Origin of the sequence: Propionivibrio sp. (genome assembly GCF_017995515.1) — a bacterium.
Classification (GTDB): Bacteria; Pseudomonadota; Gammaproteobacteria; order Burkholderiales; family Rhodocyclaceae; genus Propionivibrio.
Map to the genome: position 1 here is coordinate 1 of NZ_JAGOIT010000088.1, position 14,427 is coordinate 14,427.

General features: G+C 64.8%; 14 protein-coding genes and 1 pseudogene. 7 read left to right on the top strand and 8 right to left on the bottom strand.

The genetic code is table 11. The features are described 5' to 3' along the window. The 3 genes and pseudogenes from KBA32_RS13290 to KBA32_RS13300 all read left to right on the top strand — a co-directional run. A pseudogene (locus tag KBA32_RS13290) lies at positions 1–147 on the top strand (arsenical-resistance protein); the annotation flags it as partial. Next, a complete protein-coding gene (locus tag KBA32_RS13295; protein ID WP_294359683.1) occupies positions 128–412 on the top strand; it encodes a hypothetical protein in 285 nt (94 codons plus the stop codon). The pseudogene KBA32_RS13290 and the gene KBA32_RS13295, both read left to right, overlap by 20 nt. Positions 413–434: 22 nt before the next feature. Continuing rightward, entirely contained in the window at positions 435–983 is a 549-nt protein-coding gene (locus KBA32_RS13300; protein ID WP_294359685.1) for a sigma-70 family RNA polymerase sigma factor, read from the top strand. Positions 984–1,011: 28 nt separating this feature from the next. Here KBA32_RS13300 and KBA32_RS13305 read toward each other — a convergent pair whose 3' ends face one another. The 4 genes from KBA32_RS13305 to KBA32_RS13320 all read right to left on the bottom strand — a co-directional run bounded on the left by KBA32_RS13305 (position 1,012) and on the right by KBA32_RS13320 (position 5,811). After that, the gene (locus tag KBA32_RS13305) at positions 1,012–1,461 is read right to left on the bottom strand and encodes a universal stress protein (RefSeq protein ID WP_294359686.1); all 450 of its coding nucleotides are present in this window, start codon (positions 1,459–1,461) and stop codon (positions 1,012–1,014) included. Between the two features lie 31 nt (positions 1,462–1,492). Then, positions 1,493–3,046, bottom strand: coding sequence for a DHA2 family efflux MFS transporter permease subunit (locus KBA32_RS13310; RefSeq protein ID WP_294359688.1), 1,554 nt, complete (start codon positions 3,044–3,046; stop codon positions 1,493–1,495). A gap of 12 nt (positions 3,047–3,058) precedes the next feature. Beyond that, the gene (locus tag KBA32_RS13315) at positions 3,059–4,189 is read right to left on the bottom strand and encodes an HlyD family secretion protein (RefSeq protein WP_294359690.1); all 1,131 of its coding nucleotides are present in this window, start codon (positions 4,187–4,189) and stop codon (positions 3,059–3,061) included. Between the two features lie 167 nt (positions 4,190–4,356). Continuing rightward, complete coding sequence (locus KBA32_RS13320; RefSeq protein ID WP_294359691.1) at positions 4,357–5,811, bottom strand: efflux transporter outer membrane subunit; 1,455 nt, start codon at positions 5,809–5,811, stop codon at positions 4,357–4,359. Positions 5,812–5,920: 109 nt separating this feature from the next. On the opposite strand from KBA32_RS13320, the gene KBA32_RS13325 reads away from it, so the two are divergent. From KBA32_RS13325 to KBA32_RS13335, 3 genes are all read left to right on the top strand, one after another. After that, positions 5,921–6,541 carry a TetR/AcrR family transcriptional regulator gene (locus tag KBA32_RS13325; RefSeq protein WP_294359693.1) on the top strand — a complete coding sequence of 207 codons (621 nt, stop codon included), beginning with the start codon at positions 5,921–5,923 and terminating at the stop codon, positions 6,539–6,541. A gap of 106 nt (positions 6,542–6,647) precedes the next feature. Then, positions 6,648–7,697, top strand: a complete 1,050-nt coding sequence (locus KBA32_RS13330; RefSeq protein WP_294359695.1) for a permease — start codon at positions 6,648–6,650, stop codon at positions 7,695–7,697. A 13-nt stretch (positions 7,698–7,710) separates the two neighbouring features. Next, positions 7,711–7,956: a thioredoxin family protein gene (locus tag KBA32_RS13335; RefSeq protein ID WP_294359696.1), complete on the top strand. Its 246-nt coding sequence runs from the start codon at positions 7,711–7,713 to the stop codon at positions 7,954–7,956. A gap of 129 nt (positions 7,957–8,085) precedes the next feature. Here KBA32_RS13335 and KBA32_RS13340 read toward each other — a convergent pair whose 3' ends face one another. After that, on the bottom strand, positions 8,086–9,519 hold the full coding sequence (locus tag KBA32_RS13340; RefSeq protein ID WP_294359698.1) for an ATP-binding protein: 1,434 nt from the start codon (positions 9,517–9,519) through the stop codon (positions 8,086–8,088). Next, complete coding sequence (locus KBA32_RS13345) at positions 9,510–10,259, bottom strand: response regulator (RefSeq protein WP_294359700.1); 750 nt, start codon at positions 10,257–10,259, stop codon at positions 9,510–9,512. The genes KBA32_RS13340 and KBA32_RS13345 overlap by 10 nt, the downstream gene beginning before the upstream one ends. A 443-nt stretch (positions 10,260–10,702) precedes the next feature. Here KBA32_RS13345 and KBA32_RS13350 point away from each other — a divergent pair, with 443 nt between their 5' ends. Then, entirely contained in the window at positions 10,703–11,350 is a 648-nt protein-coding gene (locus KBA32_RS13350) for a response regulator (protein WP_294359702.1), read from the top strand. A 310-nt stretch (positions 11,351–11,660) separates the two neighbouring features. Here KBA32_RS13350 and KBA32_RS13355 read toward each other — a convergent pair whose 3' ends face one another. Together KBA32_RS13355 and KBA32_RS13360 are read right to left on the bottom strand one after the other, a co-directional pair. Further along, positions 11,661–14,054: a DNA topoisomerase IV subunit A gene (locus tag KBA32_RS13355; RefSeq protein ID WP_294359704.1), complete on the bottom strand. Its 2,394-nt coding sequence runs from the start codon at positions 14,052–14,054 to the stop codon at positions 11,661–11,663. A gap of 93 nt (positions 14,055–14,147) precedes the next feature. Continuing rightward, a partial coding sequence (locus KBA32_RS13360) for a hypothetical protein (protein WP_294359705.1) occupies positions 14,148–14,427 on the bottom strand: 280 nt, incomplete at its 5' end.

Consider the following 14,427-nt stretch of genomic DNA (forward strand, 5'->3'; position numbering starts at 1 on the left):
GTCGCCGCGGCGATCAGCCTGTTCGGCTTCGAGTCCGGCGCCGCACTGGCGACCGTCGTCGGCGTGCTGATCGAGGTGCCGGTGATGCTGCTGGTGGTCAAGGTGGTCAATGCGAGCAAGGGCTGGTATGAGCGCGAACGTGCCTGAACTGCGCGCGGCGCGGGCGGCGGACTTGCCTGCCGTGCTCGAATTGCTCGAAACCAGCGGTCTGCCGACGGGCGATCTGACCGAAGCTCGCCGGCGAGGCGCGGCGACGGCTTATCTGCTGACCACAACCGCGGCTGAGTACTTCCGCCGGCGGGGCTACATCGACGTGCCGCGCGAAGCCGTGCCGGCCATCGTTGCCGGACACGCGCAGTTTCGCAGCCTGTGCCCGGCGAGCGCGAAGTGTCTGGAAAAACGCTTGGCATAGACGCCTTGGGGACTCGCTGACGATGCCGTCCTGCGATTGTCACCAGCGCGCGTGGCGTCTTCACAAGGAAGAGGTGCGGCGCTTTCTCGCGCATCGCTGCGGGTGTACGGCCGAGGCCGACGATCTGCTGCAAGAGGTGTTCTTGCGAGTGGTGGTGCAGGGCGCGGCCTTCTGCCGAGTGGAGAACTCGCGCGCCTGGTTGCTCCAGGTGGCGCGCAACCTGCTGATCGATCGGCTGCGCTTGACGAAGGCGCAGGTGCCGCTGCCCGACGACCTGAGCGCCGAAGCACCGCAGGAAATCGAACCGGTCGATCTCTTGAGCCATTGCTTGCCGCGCGTACTGTCCGAGCTTTCGCCGGAGGATCGCGCGGCGATCGTGTCTTGTGACATCGAGGGCATGACGCAGAAAACCTTCGCCGAGCGCCAGGGACTGTCGCTCCCCGCGGCCAAGTCGCGCGTGCTGCGGGCACGCAGTCGCCTGCGCGCGCAGCTTTCCGAGGCCTGCCGGCTGGAGTTCGACGAGCAGGGAAAAGTCTGCAGCTTTGTCCCGCGACCGCCGCTGAAAAACTGATTCTCCGCGCGAGGTAACGACTACGCGACTACGCCTTGCGATGCACGAGCACGGGAATCTTTGTGTGCGTGAGTACCTTGTGCGTTTCGCTGCCCAGGAGGAGCGCGCCGAAACCCTTGTGCCCGTGCGACGCCATGAAGATCAGGTCGCAGTCGTTGCGCTCGGCGGCTGCGATGATGCCCTCGTAGGGTTCCTCGCTCTCCAGCACCAGCTTGTTGCACGGAACGCCCGCCGCCTGCGCGAGTTGTTCAGCGGCGTCGACGATGCCGTGCGCGACGCTGTCGACCTCTTCGTGAAAGCGCGTCGGCGTGTGCGAGTCAAAGATGGCATCGGCGCCGAAGTACATCAGGGGAAACCTCTTCTCCGCGCAAAAGAACGTGATGTGCGCGCCGGCCTCGCTGGCGAAGGAAATGGCGCGACTGACTGCCTCCTGTGAGAGCGCGGAGCCGTCGGTCGGGACGAGGATCTTCTTGAACATAGCTATCTCCGGAAGTTGAGTTGCGGTGCGATCAGTGCCCGCCGGTTCCCGGCTCGACGACCCGGCTCGGTTTGGGCGCCAGCCAGATCACCGAGGCCGCGATCAGGAAGGCCACGCCGATCACGGTCATCAGCTGATTGGTTGCCAGCATCACGGACTGGCTGGTGATCAGGTAGTCGATGGCCTGATTGACCGCGTCGGCGGCCATGCCCGCCTGTTCGAGCAGGGTGCGTACACTCTGGTCGTGATCGGCGAGGCCGACGAGTTCGGCGTGGTTGTAGGTGATCTTGTTGTCCCAGACGGTGGTGACGAGCGAGGTGGCGAAGGCGCCGGACAGCGTGCGCAGGAAGTTCATCAGGCCGGCGGCCGAATCCATTTCGTGCTCATCGACGCTCGACAGGGCAAGGCCGGTAGTTGGAATGAAGAAAAAGGGCAGACCAAAGCCCATCACCACCAACGGAGTCGCGACGTCCCAGAAGCCCATGTCGGTTGTGGCCACCGTGCGCCACAAGGTGACGAGCCCCATCCAGACCACGCCGGCGAAGACCAGCTTGCGCGGGTCCACCTTGCTCGCCGCCTGGGCGACCAGCGGCGCGACGAAGAAGGCCGTCACCCCGGTCCATGCCGTTGCCAGACCGGCCTGCGTCGCCGTGTAACCCATGAAGTTCTGCAACCACAACGGGGTGAGCACATTGACGCCGAAGAAGGCGGCGAAGGCCAGGCTGATGGTCAGCACGCTGACCGAGAAGCCGCGATGCCGGAAAACCTTGAGGTCGACGACCGGGTGCTCCTCGTAGAGCTCCCAGATGATGAAGGCGGCAAAGCCGACGACCGCGACGATGCACAGCCCGATGATCGTATTGGAGGAGAACCAGTCGAGGTTCTTGCCCTCGTCGAGCATCAGTTGCAAGGCACCGACCCAGACGACGAGCAGGCCGAGGCCGACGAGGTCGATGCCGGCGCGGCTCAGCCGGTCGGTGTAGTCTTTCAGCAGCTTCCAGCCGAAGAAGGTGCAGACCAGCGCGATCGGCGCGTTCAGGATGAACACCCAGGACCAGCTGTATTCGTCGCACAGGTAACCGCCGAGAATCGGGCCGACCACCGGCGCGACGAGCGTCGTCATCGACCACAGGCCGATGGGGACGGCTACCTTGTCTTTCGGGAAGATGCGCATCATCAGGGTCTGCGACAACGGCATCAGCGGACCGCCGCAAAGCCCCTGGAAGATGCGGGCGACGACCAGGATGCCGATCGAGGTCGAGAGTCCGCAGACGACGGAAAACACCCCGAACAGCACCATGGAAACGAAAAATACGCGCACCGAACCGAAACGCGACGAGAGCCAGCCGGTCAGCGGCACGGTGATCGCCTCACCGACGGCATACGCGGTGATCACCCAGGTGCCCTGGCTCGTCGCCGCGCCCAGCGCGCCGGCGATGTTGGGCACCGCGACGTTGGCGATGGTCATGTTGAGCACGGCAAGGAAGTTCGCGGCGGCCAGCATGAGCGCTGCCATCCACAGCGCGCCGCCGGTCAGCGCCACGTCCGCGGATGGCGCGCTCGGTACCGATTGGGCTTGGCTCATTCGGTCCACCTCTTAGTTCGTGCGCGTATCGATCTCGACGTTCATCGAGAGGCCGACCTTGAGCGGGTTCTTCAGCAGATCGGCCGGATCGAGCTTGACGCGTACGGGCAGGCGCTGCACCACCTTGATCCAGTTACCGGTGGCATTCTGCGCGGGAATCGCCGAGAAGGCGGCGCCCGATCCGCCCGAGAAGCCTTCGACCGTGCCGTTGTAAGTCACCGAGCTGCCGTAAATGTCGGCATGGACCTTCGCCGGTTGGCCGACGCGAACATTCTTCAGTTGCACCTCCTTGAAGTTGGCATCGACGTGCATCTCCTGCACCGGCACCACGGCCAGCAGCGGCATGCCCGCCTGGACGCGCTGGCCGAGCTGGACCTGACGCTTGGCGACGATGCCGTCGACCGGCGCGACGACCACGGTGCGTTCCAGATCCACGGCCGCCTGGTCGCGACGCGCGCGCGCCAGCGCGACTTCCGGATTCGTCTCCTCGGTCGTGCCGGCGATCAGCGCGGCGTTCACTTCGCGCGAGCCGAGCGCCGTGCTGCGGTTGGCCTTGGCTTGCGCGGCGGCGGCGCGTGCCCCTTCCAGGTTGGCCTCGGCGGCGGCAAAAGCGTTCTTGGCGCGGGTCAGTTCGTCCCCCGAGACGGAGCCGGAGGCGACGAGCGCCTGGCGTCGTTCGAGGTCGATGGTGGCCCGCTCGAAATCGGCCTGGGCGGAACCGAGTTGCGCGGCGGCGCGTTGCTCATCGGCTTCGCGTGCCGCGATCTGCGCGCTCAGGCTGCCATCGTTGGCGACGTAGCCCTTGACGCGCCGAGTTGCCCGGCCGAGGTCTGCCTCGGCTTGTGCGAGGGCGAGCCGGGCGTCGGTCTGATCGATCCTGACGAGAACGTCGCCTTTCTTCACGGCCTGCGTGTCGGTAACCAGCACCTCGCTGATGGTGCCGCCAATCGACGGCGTCACCTGGGCGATTTCGACGGCCGCATAGGCGTTGTCGGTCGATACGAATTTCGAACCGTGCAGGAGCCAGTACGCGGAGGTGCCGACGAGGCTGATGACGACGATGCCACCGAGCCCGACCAGCAGCTTCTTGCGGCGCTGTTCCTTGTTGAACGAAGCGGAAATTGGCGGATTGCTTTCTGACATGACGAAATCCTTTAGTAATTACTTGAAAGCTTCACCGCAAAGGCGCGAAGGCGCAGAGATCGCAAAGTAAATGCAGGTAGCACGAGTTGCTCACTCAGCGCTTTGTTTTTCTTCGCGAACCTTTGCGGACCTTTGCGCCTTTGCGGTGAAGAACTGGGTTTTTCGGTTTAAACGTTGTTGTACCGGTAGCCGCCGCCAAGCGCGCGCTTGAGCGCGATGTCGAGCGAGAAGGCGCGGGACTGCAACGTGGTGAGGTAGCGCTGGCTGCTCAGGAAAGTGTCTTCGGCGAACAGCACTTCGAGATAGGTGGCCAGTCCGCCTTCATAGCGATTGCGCGCGACGTGATGGGACTCGCCGGCAGCTTTCACCGCAGCCTCGGCCTTGAGCAGCTGGCCGGCCAGCGCCCGTTGGCTGAGTCCGGCATTGGCGACGTCCTCCAGGGCGCGGGCGACCGTGGCGTTGTAGTTGGCCACTGCCTCCTCATAGCTCGCCACCGATCCGCGCAGCTCGCCCTGCAGGCGGCCGGCAGTGAAGATCGGCAGCGAGATGGCCGGCCCGATGGCGCCGAAATCCGAGCCGCTGTTGTTGAGCATGTTCAGCCCGAGCGCATTGACGCCGATGAAGGCGGAGAGATTCACATTGGGGTAGAACTCCGCCTTCTTCTGGTCGATGTGGTGCAGCTGCGCTTCGGCCTGCAGGCGCGCCGCAATCACATCGGGACGGCGTCCGAGCAAGTCGGCGGCGAGTTGGCCGGGCAGGCCGAATGGCCCGTCGAGCTTGACCGCCGGGCGCGCGATCGCCAGGCCGCGATCCGGACCTGCGCCGAGCAGCGCGGCCAGGCGGTTGCGTTGCAGGCCGATCTGTTCGTCGAGCGTGAGCAACTCGGCCTCGGTGCCGGCCAGGCGCGCCTTGGCCTCGCTCAGCGTGCCCTGGGTTTCGAGGCCGTTGGCGAAGCGCTTGTCGAAGAGCGCGACGGTCCGCGCACGCACCTCCACCGACGCCGCGAGCGTGTCGCGCGCGGCGAACAGGCGCGCCAGTTCCGCATAGTTGCCGGCGACGGCGGCGGCAAGGCTCAGCCGAGCCTGGGCGAGTTCGGCGCGACTGGCTTCGACCTGCGACGTTGCCGCCGCCAGACCCGCGCGGTTCTTGCCCCAGAAATCGAGTTCCCAGTTGAAATTGAGGGTGGCCTGGCCGTAGTCGTTCCAACCTTGCGGTAGACTTGCTTGCGGGGTCAGATGGTTATAGCTCTGCTTCTGCTCGCTGGCCGACGCGTTGGCGCTTACCTGCGGCGACAATGCAGCCCCGGCGATCTGGCTGAAGGCGTCGGCCCGGCGCAAGCGCGCCGACGCCGCGGCCATGTCGGGCGAATCGCGCAGCGCTTCTTCGATCAAGGTATCGAGCTGCGCATCGCCGTAGCTCTTCCACCAGTTTTCGGCGGGCCACGCGCTCGCAGGTGCGTCGAACGCCCCGGATGTCCGATAATCCGACACCGGTTTCATGGGCGCGAGCTGGTCGAGCGATGGGAACTGGGCGCAGCCGCTCAGGCCGAGCGCCGAAGCCACAACAAGCGCAGCCACGCCGGCAGGCCGTTTGCGCCGCGAAGCGGATGGTTCATGATGCATTGATATATCCTCGCTTTTAACCGTACTAAACGGTACAGTACAAAAGCAATTATACCTGAAGTCGGTTAAAATTGAACTTGTCGGTACAGTTTTTGGAAGGTGTTATCTCATGCGCGTTAAAACTGAGGAAAAACGGCAGGCCATCCTGGAAGAGGCGGCAAAGGCGTTCCAGGAACTCGGGTTCGAACGGACGTCGATGTCGGAAATCTGCGCGCGTGTCGGCGGGTCGAAGGCGACGCTGTACAACTACTTTGCGTCGAAGGGGGTGCTGTTTTCCGAGGTCATGTTTGCCGCGACGGACACCGAGTTTGCTGCGGTTCACGATGCGCTTGACCAGTCGACCGAAGATATCGCCCAATCGCTGCGCGAGTTTGGCGAGCGGTTTCTGGCCTTCATTTATTCTCCCCGTATCCGGGCCGAGCGGCATCTGGCGATCTCGGAATCGGGGCGGACGGAACTCGGCCGCCTGGTCTATGAACGCGGCGTCCAGCGCAGCCAGCGGCTGATTGCCGGGCATCTCGAGAGTGCCATGGCGCAAGGCAAGTTGAGGCCGGCCGATGCCTTCGTGGCCACGCAGCATCTGCACAGCCTGCTGGAAGCCGAACTGCTGGAACCGTTCCTGCATCAACAATTGGGTGAGGTGACGGAAAAACAAATCGGGGAAATTACCGAGCGGGCCATCGACGTCTTCATGGCGGCTTACGGACCGCGCAGCGAGCGGTGCGGCTGATCCGGCTCGGCGACCTGCATCCCGACTTGCATTCCGAGCTGCATCCTTTTCGCACTTCGTTCGTCTCCCCGGTACGTACCACCATTCACCTGATCGGAGTGGCCCTGTGTCTGCGGAATCTCAAGTTCATCCATCGCCAGTGCTTGGCCGCTGGCTGGCCGGCCTCGCCATCGCGGCGGTCGCCTGGGTTTTTCTCTACAGCAATCTGACCGCCTTCGCCGACGCGGTCATCGCCGCGCTCGGATTGACGCGCGCCACGCATCTCGGCGAAGCGATCCATTTCTTCGTCTACGACACGCCCAAGGTGCTGTTGCTGCTCGTCGGCGTCGTTTTCATCATGGGCATCGTGCAGACCTTTTTCGTGCCGGAACGCACGCGCGCGCTGCTTTCCGGCCGCCGGCTCGGACTCGGCAACGTGCTGGCGGCGACGCTGGGTATCGTCACGCCGTTCTGTTCGTGCTCGGCGGTGCCGCTGTTCATCGGCTTCCTCTCGGCCGGTGTGCCGCTCGGTGTGACCTTCTCCTTCCTGATCTCGGCGCCGATGGTCAACGAGGTCGCGCTGATCCTCCTCTTCGGCATGTTCGGCTGGAAGGTCGCGGCGCTTTACCTCGCAATGGGGCTGTTGGTGGCGATCGTCGCAGGGCTGGTCATCGGTCGCCTGAAGATGGAGATTCACCTCGAAGACTGGGTCCGGAAGATGCAAGGCGGGCAAGCGGCCCCGGCAAGCGACGGGTCGCAGCACTGGGTCGAGCGCTTTACTGCGGGTGCCGATCACGTCCGTCAGATCGTCGGCAAGGTGTGGCTCTACGTCCTGCTCGGGATTGCGCTCGGTGCGGGGATTCACGGCTACGTGCCGCAGGATTTCATGGCCTCCTTCATGGGCAAGGAGGCGTGGTGGGCGGTGCCCGCCGCCGTCGTCCTCGGCGTGCCGATGTACACCAACGCAGCCGGCATCATCCCGGTCGTCCAGGCCTTGCTCGGCAAGGGCGCGGCGCTGGGTACCGTGCTGGCGTTCATGATGGCGGTGATCGCGCTCTCAGCGCCGGAGATGATCATCCTGCGCAAGGTACTGAAACCGCGCCTGATCGCCACCTTCGCCGGCGTCGTCGCGGCGGGTATCGTGACCGTCGGCTATGTCTTCAACCTCGTGTTCTGAAAGGAAAATTCCGATGAAAAATGTAAAGGTTCTTGGAACCGGCTGCGCCAACTGCCGCAATACCCTGGCGCTGGTCGAACAGGTGGCGCGCGAGCGTGGCGTCGAGATTGCGCTTGAGAAGGTGGAAGACCTGCCGTCGATCGTTGGCTACGGCGTGATGTCGACGCCGGGTGTCGTCATCGACGGTGTCGTCGTCCACGCCGGCGGCGTTCCGGCCAGGAGTAAGGTCGAAGGCTGGTTCCAGGCTGAGATGTCTTGAGTCAATGCCGAAACACCCACCACAGAGTCACAGAGACGCAGAGCTCTCGCAGAGAAAACCGTTGGAAACGGGTTTTCCCCTCTGCGTTTCCTCTGTGCCTCCGCGGCTCTGTGGTGGGTTTTGAGTTTCTTACAGACTCAGGGTTGAGGTTGCCGTGCCGCTCGGCACGGTGCGCGGTAGCCACAGCGTCGCCGCGAGTCCGCCCTCGGGGCGGTTGGCCAGCCGCAGCTCGCCACCGTGCATGAGCGCGATGTCGCGCACGATCGAGAGTCCGAGGCCGCTGCCGCCGGTGTCGCTGCGCCGTGCCGTGTCCGGCCGGTAGTAGGGTTCGGTGATGCGGCCGAGGTCCACCGGGTCGATGCCCGGGCCGCTGTCCGCGACGATCAGTTGCAGCGTCGTGCCGTCGTCTTCGATGCGGACGGCGGCGTTGCGGCCGTACTTGATGGCGTTGTCGATCAGGTTCTGCAGCGCCCGGCGCAGCGCCGTCAGTCGTCCGCGATACGGCGCGACGGCGTGCCCGGCGACGGCAATCTCGCGCCCGAGCACATGCGCGTCGGCGGCCAGGCTTTGCAGCAGGGCGTTGATGTCGATCGGGCGCAGCGCTTCGTTTTCCTGCAGGCCGCGCAGATAGTCGAGGGTGGCGTCGAGCATTGCGGCCATCGAATCGAGATCGTTCGCCATCTGCTCGCGCAGCGCGTCGTCGTCGACGAGTTCGGCGCGCAGACGCAGACGGGTGAGCGGTGTGCGCAAGTCGTGCGAAACGGCGGCGAGCGCGCGCGCGCGTTCGTCGATCAGGCACTTGATGCGGGACTGCATCTGGTTGAAGGCCTGCGCCGCGCGTTGCATTTCGGCCGGTCCGGTCTCCGCCAGCGGCGCGCTGTCGAGATCGCGCCCCAGCTTGTCGGCCGCCAGTGCGAGCGTCTGCAGGGGACGGGTGGCCTGACGGACGGCGAAGAGCACGACGGCGACGACGATGATCAGCGAAAGCGCGAGATTGACGTAGAAGTCGTTCGGCAGCGCCGGCGCGGCGGTTTCGGGCAGGGCGACAAAGCGCATCCACTGGCCGTCGTTGAGCCGGACGTCGAAGCCGCGCGCGACGTTGGCGTTCTGCATGCGCCCGGTGCCGTGCATGCCGCCCATGCCGCCCATGCCGGGGCCGAATCCATTGCCCGGGCCCATTCCCATGCCACCGCCCATGCCACCGCCCATGCCGGTCGAGCGGATTTCACGCTCGCTGCCGAGGCGTTGCGTGATCGCCCCCGGAATCTGCCCGCGCGGAACGTGCGGTGCGACCTGCGCCTCGTCGATCGGCGTGACCTGGAAGTCGTCGGACTGCACGCTCGCGATGGTTGCGCGCCGCTTGTCCAGCGGGGCGGTTTCGAGAATGCGCACCGAATCGGCGATGCGAACAGCGAGGTTGAAGCCGCGCGCCTGCGAGACGACCGTCGTGCGTTCGCCCCAGTTCAGCCAGAAACTCACCGCCTGCGACGCCGCCAGACCGGCGAGCAGGACCAGCGCGATGCGCGCGAACAGGCTGCCGCTCAGCGGGTTGCTCAGGCGCATTCCGAGTGCCCCTCGACGCTGGCGGCGAGTACGTAGCCCTCGCCACGCACGGTCTTGATCAGCGTCGGCTCGCGGCTGTCATCGCGCAGGCGCTGGCGCAGCCGGCTGACCTGGACGTCGATGGCGCGATCGAAGGCGTCGGCCTCGCGCCCGTGGATCATCTCGGTGAGTTGGTCGCGGTTGAGCACACGGTTCGGGTGGTCGAGCAGGATGCGCAACAGTCGGTATTCGCCGCCGGACAGCGGTGTCGCCACGCCGTCCGGCGCGGTCAGCAGGCGTGCCGCCGTGTCCAGGCACCAGCCGGCGAAGACCAGATAGCGTGCCGACTCCGGGCGCAGGTTCGGCGGCAGCGAGCGCGTGCGGCGCAGGATCGTCTTGATGCGGGCGAGCAGTTCGCGTGGGTTGAAGGGCTTGACCAGATAATCGTCGGCGCCCATCTCGATGCCGATGATGCGGTCGGTTTCCTCGCCGCGTGCGGTGAGCATCAGCACCGGAATTGCCTGCTGCGGCGAGTTCTTGGGTTTCGCGCGCAGGTCGCGGCAAAGCGTCAGGCCGTCGCTGTCGGGCAGCATCAGGTCGAGCACGATGAGGTCGATGGCGTGGCGGTCGAGCATGTGCCACATCTCACGCCCGTCACGCGCGGCGAGGGCGGTGTAGCCGTTGCGCGCCAGGTAGTCGACGAGCAGACGACGGATTTCGGGATCGTCATCGACGATGAGGATGGTGTCGGTGTTTTCCATGGCAGATGCGATTAGACGCTTTTTCCCCGAATCCTGCGACGGGGTATGTAACGCAGTGTTGCGGGTCGGCGCATCGTAACCTGACGATGCAATTTCGCTTCCATGACCCGCTTTGTGGCCTATGTCGGCCGTTTCCGCACGTGCGGGAAGAGGGCGCGGAGGCTGTATATTCGGCCGTCTGGCGTGTTCTTATTGATCCTGAAAAACTCGGTTCTTCACCGCAAAGGCGCAAAGAAAATCAAAGCGCTACGCGAACAGCACCTGTCTTCCATCGCCACCCACAGGGTGAATGGCCAAGTACGATCCACCTGTTGTTTCCTTTGCGATCTTTGCGCCTTCGCGCCTTCGCGGTGAGGTTTTCAGGTTGATTCCTTTTCCGGTTGTTGCGGCGAAAACCTCCAGTTTGTATTATCTTCGGCCAGTCCCGTCGATCATCGATAAACATGAATACAAAGCCATCCGGGCGGAGCGTCCCGAAAGTCTATTTGATCGACGACGATCCGGTCGTGACCTTCCTGCTCGTCGACCTGACCGAATCGGTCAACCTGCCCTACGTCGTCTTTGAAAATGCGGTGAAATTCCTCGAGCAGGATGTCGAAGGACTCGAAGGCTGCATCGTCAGCGACCTGCGCATGCCGGGCATGAGCGGGCTGGAGTTGCAGGACGAACTGCACCAGCGCGGCGTCAATCTGCCGATGATTTTCGTTTCGGCCTTTGCCGAGGTCGAGTCGGTGGTGCGCGCCATGCGCGGCGGTGCGCTCGATTTCTTCCAGAAACCTTTCCCGTCGCAGCACCTGATCGAGCGCATCCAGGACGGATTGCGCATCGACAAGGAACGCGCCGACCTGCTCGCGCGCAATCGCATGATCGGCGAGCGCATCGCCCTGCTGACGCCGCGCGAGAAGGAAGTATTGCAGGGGATTTTCGAAGGCAAGCTGACCAAGGTGATCGCGCAGGAACTCGGCATCGGCGTGCGTACCGCCGAGACTTACCGGCAGCTGATCATGCAGAAGCTGCAGGCCGGGTCGGTGGCCGAGCTGGTGCGCATCGTTGTCGAGTCGATGCCGAGATTGAATAGTCCGGTGTCGTAGGCTCGGTTTCGCCCCTCCTGCGCTGCTCGGCGGTGGCGGAAAGGGGATGTGGCGCGCTTCGCTTCGCTTCGGCACGAAGACGTCTCAACTCCCGTTCGGGCTGAGCCTGTCGAAGCCCGCTCCCATTTGACAAGCGATGGACGAACGGGCTCCAACCTTAAAAACTCAGTTCTTCACCGCAAAGGCGCAAAGATCGCAAAGGTTCGCAAAGAAAATCAAAGCGCTACGCGAACAGCACCTATCTTCCGCGATCTTTGCGCCTTCGCGCCTTTGCGGTGAGGTTTTCAGGTTCAAACATGATTTCGCCGGATCAGTCGTTGGCGTCTTTCGGTTGAGGTGCAGGCAGATTCTCGATGATTGGCTGATTGACCAGTCCCACCGCCGCGCCGCGCCGCGCGCGCTGGCCGAGGTGCTTTTCGTCGGAGAGGATTTCCTTCGGGCGGTTGCGGAAGATGCCCTTGATGGCGACGACCGGACCCTTTACCGCGATCGTCGATTTCAGCGTTTCCTTGTCCTTGAGACCGATGATCTGCACGCCCTTGCCGCCGGATAGCCGTTTCATCTGGTCGAGCGGGAAGACGAGCAGGCGGCCGTCTTCCGAGAGCGCGGCGAGGTGGTCGGCGTTGACCACGCGCGTCGGCGGCAGGATCGTCGCGCCGTCTTCCACCGTCAAAAACGCCTTGCCGGCTTTCTGCCGCGAGAGCAGGTCGCCGTAGGTGCAGATGAAGCCGTAGCCGGAGGTCTTGGCGACGAGCAGCTCGTCCTCCGGCTTGCCGACCAGCACGTGGGCGATGCGGCTGTTGCCCATGTCGACGAACGAGGGCAGCGGCGCGCCCATGCCGCGGCCGTCGGGCAGCGCGGCGACCGGCACGGTGAAGGCGCGGCCTTCGTTGGAGAGGATCACCAGCGAATCGACCGAGCGGCACTCGTAATTGACGCCGGGGCCGTCGCCGTCCTTGTAGGCGACGGCGGAAAGATCGAGGTTGTGGCCCTGGCGCACGCGCCCCCAGCCTTTGTCGGAGACGATCAGCGTCACCGGCTCGTCGGCCACCGCCGCGACTTCCGAGCGCGAGGCCATCGACGCCGCCTCGATCAGCGTCCGCCGTGCGTCGCCATGCCTGGCGGCGTCGGCCTTGATCTCCTTGACGACCAGCCGGCGCATCAGCGTGTCGCTGCCGAGCAGTTTTTCCAGCTCCGCCTTCTCGGCGCGCAGCTTCTCCAGTTCCTGCTCGATCTTGATGCCTTCGAGCCGGGCCAGCTGGCGCAGGCGGATTTCGAGGATGTCGTCGGCCTGCCGTTCCGAGAGGTTGAAACGCGCGATCAGCGCCGGCTTCGGCTCGTCCGACTCGCGGATGAGGTGGATCACTTCGTCGATGTTGAGGAAGACGATGTGCCGGCCTTCGAGGATGTGGATGCGGTCGTTGGCCTTGGCGAGACGGAACTCGCTGCGCCGGCGCACCGTGGTCAGGCGGAACTGGCACCACTCGCTGAGCAGGTCGGCCAGCGTCTTCTGGCACGGCCGTCCGTCGATGCCGACGGCGACGAGGTTGATCGGCGCGTTGGTTTCCAGGCTGGTGTGCGCCAAGAGCAGGGCGACGAACTCGTCGCGGTCCAGCCGCGAGCTGACCGGCTCGAACACGAGGCGAATGTCGTCGTCCTTGCCCGATTCGTCACGCGCGCGTTCGAGGTGCGCGGCGAACAGCGCCTTCAACTGCGCCGCCGACTGTTCGATCGCCTTCTTGCCCGGCTTCGGCTGCGGGTTCATCAGCGCGCCGATCTCGGAGAGCACCTTGGCGCTGGAAACGCCCGGCGGCAGTTCCTTGACCACCAGCTGCCACGCGCCGCGCGCCATTTCCTCGAATTCGTAGCGGGCGCGCACGCGCAGGCTGCCGCGGCCGCTGGCGTAGGCGCTGGCGATTTCGGCTTCCGTCGAGATGATCTGCGCGCCGCCCGGGTAGTCCGGGCCGGGGATGTGCTGCATCAGCTCGGCGAGGCTGGCCTGCGGGTTTTCGATCAGGCAGATCGCCGCGTTGGCGACTTCCTGCAGGTTGTGCGGCGGCATTTCGGTGGCCATGCCGACCGCGATGCCGGAGGCGCCGTTCAACAGCGAGAAGGGCAGGCGCGCGGGCAGATAGGCCGGCTCGTCGAAGGAGCCGTCGTAGTTCGGCTGGAAGTCGACGGTGCCTTCATCGAGTTCGCCGAGCAAGAGTTCGGCAATCGGCGTCAGGCGCGCTTCGGTGTAGCGCATCGCCGCCGCGCCGTCGCCGTCGCGCGAGCCGAAGTTGCCCTGGCCGTCGACCAGCGGGTAGCGCAGCGAGAACGGCTGGGCGACGCGCACCATCGCGTCGTAGGCCGAGGTATCGCCGTGCGGGTGATATTTACCGATCACGTCGCCGACGACGCGCGCCGACTTGACCGGCTTGGCGCCGGCGGCAAGACCGAGCTCGTGCATGGCAAACAGCACGCGCCGCTGCACCGGCTTCTGCCCGTCCTTCACGTCCGGCAGCGCGCGGCCCTTGACCACGGCGACCGCGTACTCGAGGTAGTCGCGCGCGGCGGTCTCGTGCAGCAGGATGCTGTCGCCGTCGTCTTCTGCCGTGACGGCGGGGGCCGGTGGTGCGGGCGGGGCGGGTGGCGTGGCAACGCTCGTCGCGCTGTCGGCGAACAGGTCGGGGGTCGTGGTGTCTTCGTAGTGGTGCGTCATTTCAATCCATCCAGAAACAGCAAAAGGCCAGACAGGGCTGACCTTTGGCGCGGGAGGGCGAAGTCTACTACCGAATTCGCCGCACGGCCCAACTTAGCGGGGAACCTTCCGCTCGTCGTCCGGCGGTGTTGCCGGCAACGTGCAAATACGGGTGGCCACGTCATTCGCCACGCGGAGCAGGGCAATCAACAAAGCATCATCGACCTCGATTTCGTCTTCGTACTCGGCCAGGTTGCGTTTGCGATGCGCGTCATCCAGCACGCGCCATGACGGCGCCGGCAGGTTCAGGGTGTGCGTCAGCGACTGGAAGACCAGATAGCGATTTTCCGAACGGTATCCGTGCCAACGCAGCGCAGCGAGCGAAAAGGCGTGA

Bases quoted from the DNA above. Each gene is read 5' to 3' on its own strand.
- KBA32_RS13305 (WP_294359686.1), bottom strand. From the start codon at position 1,461: ATGTTCAAGAAGATCCTCGTCCCGACCGACGGCTCCGCGCTCTCACAG.
- KBA32_RS13295 (WP_294359683.1), top strand. From the start codon at position 128: ATGAGCGCGAACGTGCCTGAACTGCGCGCGGCGCGGGCGGCGGACTTG.
- KBA32_RS13340 (WP_294359698.1), bottom strand. From the start codon at position 9,519: ATGCGCCTGAGCAACCCGCTGAGCGGCAGCCTGTTCGCGCGCATCGCG.
- KBA32_RS13320 (WP_294359691.1), bottom strand. From the start codon at position 5,811: ATGCATCATGAACCATCCGCTTCGCGGCGCAAACGGCCTGCCGGCGTG.
- KBA32_RS13350 (WP_294359702.1), top strand. From the start codon at position 10,703: ATGAATACAAAGCCATCCGGGCGGAGCGTCCCGAAAGTCTATTTGATC.
- KBA32_RS13355 (WP_294359704.1), bottom strand. From the start codon at position 14,054: ATGACGCACCACTACGAAGACACCACGACCCCCGACCTGTTCGCCGAC.
- KBA32_RS13310 (WP_294359688.1), bottom strand. From the start codon at position 3,046: ATGAGCCAAGCCCAATCGGTACCGAGCGCGCCATCCGCGGACGTGGCG.
- KBA32_RS13325 (WP_294359693.1), top strand. From the start codon at position 5,921: ATGCGCGTTAAAACTGAGGAAAAACGGCAGGCCATCCTGGAAGAGGCG.
- KBA32_RS13300 (WP_294359685.1), top strand. From the start codon at position 435: ATGCCGTCCTGCGATTGTCACCAGCGCGCGTGGCGTCTTCACAAGGAA.
- KBA32_RS13345 (WP_294359700.1), bottom strand. From the start codon at position 10,259: ATGGAAAACACCGACACCATCCTCATCGTCGATGACGATCCCGAAATC.
- KBA32_RS13335 (WP_294359696.1), top strand. From the start codon at position 7,711: ATGAAAAATGTAAAGGTTCTTGGAACCGGCTGCGCCAACTGCCGCAAT.
- KBA32_RS13315 (WP_294359690.1), bottom strand. From the start codon at position 4,189: ATGTCAGAAAGCAATCCGCCAATTTCCGCTTCGTTCAACAAGGAACAG.